This is a genomic window from Empedobacter sp. UBA7494, assembly GCF_002478465.1.
GTDB lineage: Bacteria > Bacteroidota > Bacteroidia > Flavobacteriales > Weeksellaceae > Empedobacter > Empedobacter falsenii_B.
This window is the reverse complement of the sequence record NZ_DLOC01000094.1, coordinates 20,565-30,414: the sequence shown is the minus strand read 5'-3', so window position 1 is coordinate 30,414 and position 9,850 is coordinate 20,565. Positions and strand designations below refer to the sequence as shown.

General features: G+C 31.3%; 8 protein-coding genes. 3 read left to right on the top strand and 5 right to left on the bottom strand.

From position 1 onward, the window contains the following. Positions 1-173 precede the first annotated feature (173 nt). The 3 genes from B4E95_RS11290 (at position 174) to B4E95_RS11280 (ending at position 3,856) form a co-directional block, all read left to right on the top strand. On the top strand, positions 174-2,243 hold the full coding sequence (locus B4E95_RS11290; RefSeq protein ID WP_291091596.1) for a hypothetical protein: 2,070 nt from the start codon (positions 174-176) through the stop codon (positions 2,241-2,243). A 7-nt stretch (positions 2,244-2,250) separates the two neighbouring features. Beyond that, positions 2,251-2,499, top strand: a complete 249-nt coding sequence (locus tag B4E95_RS11285) for a hypothetical protein (protein WP_291091594.1) — start codon at positions 2,251-2,253, stop codon at positions 2,497-2,499. Between the two features lie 61 nt (positions 2,500-2,560). Beyond that, the gene (locus B4E95_RS11280; protein WP_291091592.1) at positions 2,561-3,856 is read left to right on the top strand and encodes a TlpA family protein disulfide reductase; all 1,296 of its coding nucleotides are present in this window, start codon (positions 2,561-2,563) and stop codon (positions 3,854-3,856) included. A gap of 58 nt (positions 3,857-3,914) precedes the next feature. Here the strand turns inward: B4E95_RS11280 and rodA are convergent, their stop codons facing one another. The 5 genes from rodA to B4E95_RS11255 are packed head-to-tail and all read right to left on the bottom strand — an operon-like array spanning position 3,915 to position 9,806. Next, the gene (gene rodA, locus B4E95_RS11275; RefSeq protein WP_414646652.1) at positions 3,915-5,381 is read right to left on the bottom strand and encodes a rod shape-determining protein RodA; all 1,467 of its coding nucleotides are present in this window, start codon (positions 5,379-5,381) and stop codon (positions 3,915-3,917) included. A gap of 46 nt (positions 5,382-5,427) precedes the next feature. Next, on the bottom strand, positions 5,428-7,413 hold the full coding sequence (locus B4E95_RS11270; RefSeq protein WP_180905008.1) for a peptidoglycan D,D-transpeptidase FtsI family protein: 1,986 nt from the start codon (positions 7,411-7,413) through the stop codon (positions 5,428-5,430). Beyond that, a complete protein-coding gene (gene mreD / locus B4E95_RS11265) occupies positions 7,410-7,925 on the bottom strand; it encodes a rod shape-determining protein MreD (RefSeq protein WP_125348710.1) in 516 nt (171 codons plus the stop codon). The genes B4E95_RS11270 and mreD overlap by 4 nt, the downstream gene beginning before the upstream one ends. Further along, positions 7,915-8,766, bottom strand: coding sequence for a rod shape-determining protein MreC (gene mreC, locus B4E95_RS11260; protein ID WP_291066878.1), 852 nt, complete (start codon positions 8,764-8,766; stop codon positions 7,915-7,917). The genes mreD and mreC overlap by 11 nt, the downstream gene beginning before the upstream one ends. A gap of 14 nt (positions 8,767-8,780) precedes the next feature. Continuing rightward, positions 8,781-9,806, bottom strand: a complete 1,026-nt coding sequence (locus B4E95_RS11255; protein WP_038331974.1) for a rod shape-determining protein — start codon at positions 9,804-9,806, stop codon at positions 8,781-8,783. Positions 9,807-9,850: the final 44 nt, after the last annotated feature.

Here is a 9,850-nt window from a genome sequence, read left to right as displayed (position 1 = left end):
GATTGCGAGCAGTTACGGAAGAAATCTTTACTGATTTGATGTATAACATTAAAGATTTACCAGAAAAAGTTATAATATAATCTATTGTATAGTAACTTATTAATAAATATTTTTATATTTGTAATGAAATTATTCTTTAATTTTAAAAGAAACCAACCAAAATAACATAATTTATGAAAAAGAATCTACTTGCTTTATTCGCATTAGGTGCGATATATAGCGCTTCTGCGCAAGATACATATATCAAAGACGCTGTAATAGTCAAAGTTAATCCAAACACTCTTTTTTACAACGGAGGCAATGTTAGTGTTGCCACAGATGCTTCTACTACTACAGCTACAACTGAAAAAATAATTAACCAAGGGAATATTCAAATTCAAGGTGGTTTTAGTAATGCTAATACGACTGGAAAAAACTTCGTGAATAAATATACAAGTTCGACTTCTTATGGTCAATTAATTATTAAAGACGCTGCTGATGTAAAAGGAAAAGTAGCTATTGAGAGATCTGTTCCTGATTTAACAAATGATGAATATATTATCTCGTTACCATACAAAAATACATTAGCTAAAGATGTTATAAATTCTATGACTGGAGGTAATTTCTTCTCAGGAAATTGTGCCATTAATGTAGATTGTGGTTCTGATAAAAGATATACTCAATCTCTTTTTGTATGGGATGTTGAAGAAACAGAATATGATGCTGTAGACAATAATTACACTATTGCTCCAGAACGTAGATATTTATTAAATTTAAGAAATGGAACTAATGTAAAGTCTACAATTAATTCTTTAGGTGCTGTTAGTTCGTTAGTATTTGCAGGTATTCCTAATAACAATCAAACAAACTATACTCTAAAAAGTGGATTAAAAGGAAAAACTTCTGATTTTGCAAATCTTGCTTGGAAAGATTGGAAAAATAGAATCAATAATTATGCAGAGTCTTATGATTCATATATTGGAAACCAAACAGGTACTAAATATGATAATGATAAATTATTTGGAAAAAATTTACATCGTTTAGGAAATCCTTTTACATCTAATTTAGATTTATCAAATATTAATTCTGGAGCTTCATGGATTACATTTGCTACAACTGCTGGATCAAATCAATCACCAGCAAATGCTTGGGGGGCATTAAGATTTAGAGTATTCAAGGTAGCTAATGATTACATAATTAAATGGAATAGTAACTCAGGAAACACTAGTACAGGAAACACAACTGCTCTTAGTGCTTATTTAATGAAGGATAATACAACTAGTAAATATTTTTGGACAGGAAGCCCCGAAGCATTATTGGTAAAGCCTTATGAATCATTTTACGTAGACTATAATGTTATTAGTCCATCAGGAAATGGATCACTTATTATTGATGCTAAGGTTAATTTAAGCGATTATCAAAAAACTTTTATTAATGGATATACTTTTTCAGGTACTGGTACATATTCTAAATCAGCAAATACAGCTAATGTAGAGTCTGATATTTTACATAATGAAAAATTAAAAGAAAATGGATTAGTTACAGATTTTGATTTTACACAATTGGAATTGTATTTGAGTAAAGATAACCAATTACAAGGAAATGCTGCCTATTTGTTAAATGCCAACTTTATGACTACTGGCTCTTCTAATCCTGCTAAAATTACTAATCCTATTTTTTTCTATGAAGAAGACAAAGAAGGAAATGTATTGTTAGATTCTCAAACATTAACTAATCAATTCAATAATGAAGATTATATCGGTAAACCTCTGAGAATAGGTTTTTATAATTTAGAAAATGGTAAAAATTATCGTTTAAATTTAAATCTTTATGAATATTCTATCTTAAATAAAGTAAAAAATTTAAATGTAGGAAAATACTATTTATATGATAATGTCACAAAAAAAGCCATAAATGTTAGTGAGGCTACTGAATTAAGTTTTGTTGCTGATGATAAAATTAACGAACGTTTTGAGTTTTATTGGAATGAACTTCCAACTACGTTAGGAACAAGTGATTTGAATAGAACTGACGCTACATTTCTTTATACAAATAATGGAAGTCAGTATGTTAGATTTGAAGATAAAAATACAACAGCAGATATTTCAATTTTTGATTTAACAGGTCGTCAAATATTTTATAAAACAAATATTATGACAAATATTGATTATAAGCTTAATCTAACAAATATACCTACTATGTATGTTGTTAAAATAACATATAAAGATGGTAAAGTAGTAACGAAGAAAACCATTAACAAATAACCTAGCTATGAAGAAACATTTAAATAAATTATTCTTAATTATACTTTTTTTTAGTTATTCTAAGGTAATAAAGGCTGCTGATCCTTGTCCACCAGATATGCCAGATTGTGAAACTAGCGATGGAGGTGGAATTGAAGGAGGTGGAACTGGAAATAGAAAAGTTCCGATTGATGATTATGCGCCTATTTTAATCGTTACAGCTGTAACAATTGCAGGCTATTTTTCCTACAGACAAAGACAAGTTATTAAAAAATAAATTCATACTTTTAAACCTCAATCTATTCGATTGAGGTTTTTTTTATTATATCAAACAAACTATGAAAAATAAATTTATACTACCGCTTGTTGTTTTAGGAAGCTCTGTTTTTGGACAGTTTAATGTTTCTGGGCAAATAGAAAATTATGTAAACAAACCTGTTTTGGTTAAAATTTTCGAGAATGCTGAAATGAAATTAATCAACAATGCGATTACTGACAATAATGGAAATTTCTCTGTAAAAGTTCCGAAAGCATACAATGGTTTTGTACGTATTGATTTACCAACTGGAGAAAATCTTTCGTTATTAACAGATAACAAAAATCTAAAATTCAAAACGGTAAGTGGACAAGAAATGTCTTCTAAGCTTGAAATTTTAGAGGGAAATACACAAAAAGAATACAATAAAGTTTTAGCTCTTCAACCATTAAATGAAATTCAGAACCAAGTTTTTCCTTATTTAATGCAAATGTATAAACCGACTGACGAGTTTTATACAGCAATGGTAAAAGAAGATAAACGAATAAAAGAGTTGAAACGTAACGAAAATTTCTCACCATTAATTACCTATATTAATGAGTTGAATGATTTGAAACAAAAAGCTCAAACAAATAAAGATACTGAAACCCTAAATGAAATTGTAAATCATTTTGTAAAAGATGATGTACGATTGGAGCAATCTGGAATCTTTAATGATTTAGTTTTTGCTTATATTAATGGAAAATTAGCTGTTGCTAACAATCAAGATGTAGAAGGAAATTTAATTGCTGCTACAGACGAAATTTTGGTTAAAACAGATATCAAAACAACAAGAGGTCAAAATGTATTGACAACTATCTTAAACTTTGTTCCTGAAAAAGAATATGCAAATTTTCATAAAAAATACGTAGATAAAGTAAAAGGTTTGACTTCTAACGTAACAGATCAATTGAAAAAGAAAGTAGGACAAAGCGCTTCTATGCAAGCAGGAAGCAAAGTTCCGAATATCACCTTTCCTCAACCTGTTAATGGAAAAAAATCATTGTATGATATCAAAGCAGATCAAAAATTAATTGTTTTCTGGGCTTCTTGGTGTCCTGCTTGTCAACAAGAAATCCCGCATATTAAAGAGTTTTACAAGAACTTTAAATCAAAAGGCGGAGAAATTGTTGCTATTTCTTTAGACTACGATCAAACAGCGTTTAATAGCGCTACAAAGGATTTACCTTGGTACAATTATACTGATCTTTTGAGATGGGATTCACCAATCGCAGCTGAGTTTGGAATAGAGTCTACTCCTACTCTAATCTTGGTTGATAAAGACAATAAATTAATTAAGAAAGTTCATCATATTTCTGAGTTAGAAGTATCGAAATAATAACGAAAAAGCTACATTGAAAATCAATGTAGCTTTTTTTATTTTATTGAATTATTTTCTAAATAAATCCTTGACTGTTTTTGTAATGAATGATTAGGAAAATTCCAATCAGAATTGTGAATCCCCATAACGAACTTCCTCCGTAACTGAAAAACGGTAACGGAATACCAACCGTTGGGAAAAGCCCAATTACCATTGCAATATTGATAAAGAAGTGGAAAAATAAAATAGAGGCGACTGCATATCCATAAAATCGTGCAAATCTATTTTTTTGGATTTCGGCTAAGAAAAATAATCGTCCTACGAAAACCGCATAAACAATCACCAAAGCCGTACTACCAATGAATCCCCACTCTTCTCCAACTGTTGTAAAAATATAATCGGTTTGTTGTTCTGGCACAAATCTTCCTTTTTTAATAGTTCCTTGATTGTAACCTTTTCCATATAATTCGCCCGAACCAATCGCTGTTTTTGCATACAATAAATTATATCCTGAAGTATCGCGGTATTTTGCTTCTCCTTCATACAAAACCATCACACGCTCTTTTTGGTGTTTCGGTAACTTCTCAAAAATGATCGGAGAAATAAAGCTAACCGTACTTGCAAATAATAACAACACAATAGACGCAATAATACTAAAATTCAGAACATTTGCAGCTAATCCAGATTGTGTTTTGAATGGTGAATCATTAATTTCTTTTTGTTCGGTTAATTTTAAAATTAAAACTGGAATAATTGATATAAAGAATCCTATTAAACCAAAGAAAGTTGTATTAAAAAATATCGGTTCTGAGAAAAATAAGGAACGCATTGGGAATAAATGTCCGAAAGATTCTCTTGTTGTTTCTGATAAATCTTCAACTAAATAACAAATTCCAATCAATAATAAAAAGAAAATTGATAAACCGATTAAAACACCATGCATCGCATCAACAACATTCTGATTATAATTGAAAGCTAAGATTAATAACGCAATTGTCAGAATTATAAATCCAAAAACTAATAAAACATAAAAAGGAATTTGTACAATCGAAATCAAGAAAATGATTAATAATATGATTGGCGCTAAAATTATCCACGGATTAAGTCCTTCTCTGTACAACGCAATACTTAATGAACAGAAAATAATTACTGAACCTAAATCGGGTTGTAAAAGAATTAAAACTACTGGTATTGCAATAATCAACAATATTTTTCCTATAAAACCTAAGTCTTTTAGATTAGCGTTTGAATGATTGATAAAATTAGCAATCAACAAAGCTGTTCCAATCTTCGCAAATTCGGCTGGTTGCAAACTCAGAGGACCAAAACGATACCAAGCTTTTGCACCATTAATTTCCTTTCCCACAATCAAAACTCCAACGAGCAAAACGAGGGAAATGATATAAAAGACAGGACTATAAATTTCGAAGAAATTACGATTGTTTCCGCTCGCAATTATCAAAATCAATATCATCACCATTCCAAGTCCAAACCAAATTAGCTGTTTTACACCTAAATCTGGATTGACACTATACACATTCATAATCCCGAAAGTTACTATCAGAAACCCTAGGATCAGTACGGTCCAATCAATTCCTTTTAGTAATCTGCTTTGGCTCATGTTTTAGTTTTGTTGAATCTTTTTTTAATTTTAAACTATCTATTTTACTTCCGATCGAATCCTTTTTTACTGGTTCTACGTATAATCCTTTTCTTTTTAGATAATCTATCCATTGACGACGATATTCGCCTTGTAAATTACCATTTTTCATACGTTGCACTAACGCAGGACGTTTTATTGTATCTGTTACATACAATTCAGCAATCAAACTCGCCATTGGTCCAGCATAAGTTGTACCCCAAGAACCATTCTCTACAATTGCAGCAATCGCAATTTTTGGTTTATCTGCTGGAGCAAACAATACAAATAATGAGTGATCTTGTCCATGAGAATTTTGAGAAGTTCCGGTTTTACCAAATTGTACAAAAGAACTTGTATCAAAACTACGAGCTGTACCCATTGTAAATACATTACGCATTCCGCGTTGAATGATGTCAAAATGTTTTGGATCAACCAATGTATTTTTTTTCACCATATAGGTAGAATCTGTCAATGGTTTTCCATCAATACTATGTACAATATGCGGTGTATAGAAAAATCCTTTATTAGCAATAATTGCTGTATAATTAGCCATTTGTAGCGGAGTTGTATTAATATCTCCTTGTCCCATACCATTAAAAATAATACGGTAAGGATTCCAAACACCTTCTCCAAAACGATTGTCGTAAAACTCAGCTGTCGGAATAAGACCTTTGCTACCAACAGGTAAATCTGTTCCCATAAATTTTCCTAATCCGAAACTATTCAAAATGGAAGCCCATTCATTAATTCCTACACTATAATCGTTTGGATCTTTACGAACAATATCTCGGTAAGCCTCTGAGAAAAAGTTATTACACGATTTTCCAATCGCATGTTCTAGACCTTGTGGTGTATAATACATTCCACAGTGACAACCAATATGCATACGTCCATAACGGAAACCATGTTTACAAACATACGTTGTCTTTTCTGTCATCGTTCCCATTTGTAAACCAGCCAAAGCCGTTACCATTTTGAATGTAGAACCAGGAGGATAAGTTCCTTGTAAGGCTCTATCATAAGTTGGACGAGCAATAGAATCATTAATTAATGCACTTCTCAACTTTGTATTCAAATAATCATTTGGATTAATTGTAGGTGCAGATGCTAAAGCCAAAATTTCACCATTATTAGGATCAAGTGCGACAATTGCCCCACGCTTATTTTGAAGCATTTGTTCTGCCAATTCTTGCAAACGATAATCAATTGTTAAATGAACTGTTTTTCCACTTTTTACAGGTCTATCATAATCTCCGTTTTTATATGGACCAACAACGTTCATTGTTCGATCTACAATCCAGTTTTTTACACCTTTTACTCCACGCAAATCTTTTTCATACGATTTCTCAACTCCGGCAATTCCTACTAAATCTCCAGGTTGATAATAGGTAGAATCTGTTTTGATATAGGATTGATTGGCCTCATTTATATAGCCCAATATATTTCCTGCAGAATTTACCATGTACTTACGTTCAGGACGTTTGATGATACTAAACGCTGGATACAAATATAATTGCTCTTGCATACGAGCAAAATTCTCGCGCGAAATATTCTTTAAAAAAGGATATGGAGATAATTTTTTGTAATCTTTTGCAGTTACAATTTTATCTAAAATAGAATCAAATTGTTGTGTAGAAATTCCAATCATTTTAGAGAATTTAGGCTTATCAAAACCATTCATATATTCTCCATAACTGTCAATTAATTTTCCTGGAATAACATCTAATTCGTACGAATAGGTATTACTCACCAACAATTTTCCGTTTCGATCAAGAATATCACCACGATTGGGATAAATGATTTCTTGCTTGATCGACGTATTAAATGCATTTAACGTATAACGATCTGTAAATAATTGCAAATACGCTAAACGTCCTATAAATAGAAACACTATAAACAGGATGAGTGCATAAACAACCATCAACTTTTTCATACTCCAACTTTATTTTTAAATAAAATTTTATAAATAAAGACAAACACAAAAGTTATTCCCGAATTGATTAATGCTTTTAGCATCAAAGGTCCAATTCCTGATGGTTTAAAATTCTCAAGAAGTAATAAAATAATATGATGTGCAAGAATTAGAATAATTAAATAAAATAACCATTGCGCAAAACTAAACGAATTGAAAGAGAAAAATTCCATTTCGTAATCTTGTTTTCCTGCCAAAAGTTTGATAATTGGATTTCTAAGAAATGCGATAAGTGTTAATGCGAAAGCATGAATTCCACCTGTATATTCGAAAATATCTATCATTAATCCTAACATAAATGATAAGATTAATAAGGCATATTTATTTTGATAAGGCGGATAAAATAATACAAATACAATATAGATATATGGTTGATAACTTCCTAAAAAGTTGATGTGATTGAACACAAAAACTTGTAGCAAAGCTAAAACGATAATCTTGATAATATTGATTAAAAAATCTTTATTGAACATTCTTTGGACTTGTTATTGTATCTGATTTTTCTACTTGTTGAATTTCAACTTTATTAAGGTTTGTGACCACATAAGCTTGTGCTAAATTGGCGAAATCTTGTTTCAATCTTACTTGAACTTTCATTTCTCCCGTTTCATCAATTCCTTTGCTTACAACTTTACCTATAATAATTCCTTCTGGGAAAACTGGCGATTTACCATCCGTTTCGATGATATCACCTTTTTTCACTTCGATGTATTTCGGAATTTCATATAACTGGACAAAACGAGGATCTTTTCCATCCCATTTCACTGTCCCGAAATATTGATTTCCTTTGATACGCGCATTGATATTGATATCCTTGTTTAACAACGAAATTGCACGAGAATAATTTTTTCCTGCAAAAGTTACAATACCAATTACACCATTATTTGTAATGATTCCGTCACCTTTTTCTATTCCGTCATTTGTTCCTTTATCAATCGTCAAAAGGTTTTGCGTTTTGATAATCGAGTTGTTTACAATCTCAGCAGGTACAAAAGAATATGTTTGATGATAACCTAGGGTATCCGATTTGTAAAACTTTTTAGTTTTCGCATCTTTAATCCCTAAATGCACCAATTGTTCACGCAAAAAGGCATTTTCGTCCATCAAATCTTTATTGGTACTCGGTAAATGAATAAAGTTTGTCACCTTTGCAATTTTATCATCCACATAACCTGTAAACGAAGTACTTGCAGAGGCAAGAATAGTTTCGTGATAAATATTTTTCTTAAATACAAGAAACAACGCAATTAACTCTAAAAAGACAAAAATTAATAGCATTCCATTTCTTCTAATGGCATTCAGAATATATTGCATTGCTCTTTACTCTTCTATTTCATTAAGAAAGTGAATTTATCTATATTTTTAAGTGCAATACCTGTTCCACGAACAACAGCACGTAAAGGATCATCAGCCAAGAAAACTGGTAAACCTGTTTTTTTTGAAATACGTTGATCTAAACCTCTCAACATAGCTCCACCACCAGCCATATAGATACCAGTGTTGTAAATATCTGCAGCTAATTCTGGAGGTGTTTGAGATAACGTTTCCATTACACCATCTTCGATACGTAAAATTGATTTGTCTAATGCACGTGCAATTTCACGGTAGTTTACAGTAATCTCTTTTGGTTTTCCTGTAATCAAATCACGTCCTTGTACTGGCATATCATCTGGTGCATGCTCTAATTCTTCTACAGCAGCACCAACTTCAATTTTAACACGCTCGGCTGTTCTTTCTCCGATATATAAATTATGATGGGTTCTTAAGTAATATGCAATATCATTTGTAAAAACATCACCTGCAATTTTCACAGATTTGTCACAAACAATACCACCTAATGCAACAACAGCAATTTCAGTTGTACCACCACCTATATCAATAATCATGTTACCTTTAGGTTGAGTGATATCAATTCCAACTCCTATCGCAGCAGCCATTGGTTCGTAAATAAGACGAACATCTTTAGCATTAACACGTGCACAAGAATCTTTTACGGCACGTTTTTCAACTTCTGTAATTCCAGAAGGAATACAAATCACCATTCGCAATGAAGGTGAAAATAATTTTCCTTGAATTCCAGGAATTTTCTTGATGAACTCTGTCAACATGAATTCTGAAGCTTCAAAATCTGCAATTACTCCGTCTTTCAAAGGACGAATTGTTTTTATATCATCATGCGTTTTACCTTGCATGTGTTTTGCTTGTTCTCCAACAGCAATAACTTTATTTGTTCTTCTATGTATAGCGACGATAGATGGACTATCTACTACAACTTTATTATTGTGGATAATTAAAGTGTTAGCAGTCCCCAAGTCAATCGCAATTTCTTGCGTGAAAAAATCAAATAATCCCATCGTTGATTATGTCTCAGTATTATTAAAAATGAATGTACAAAAGT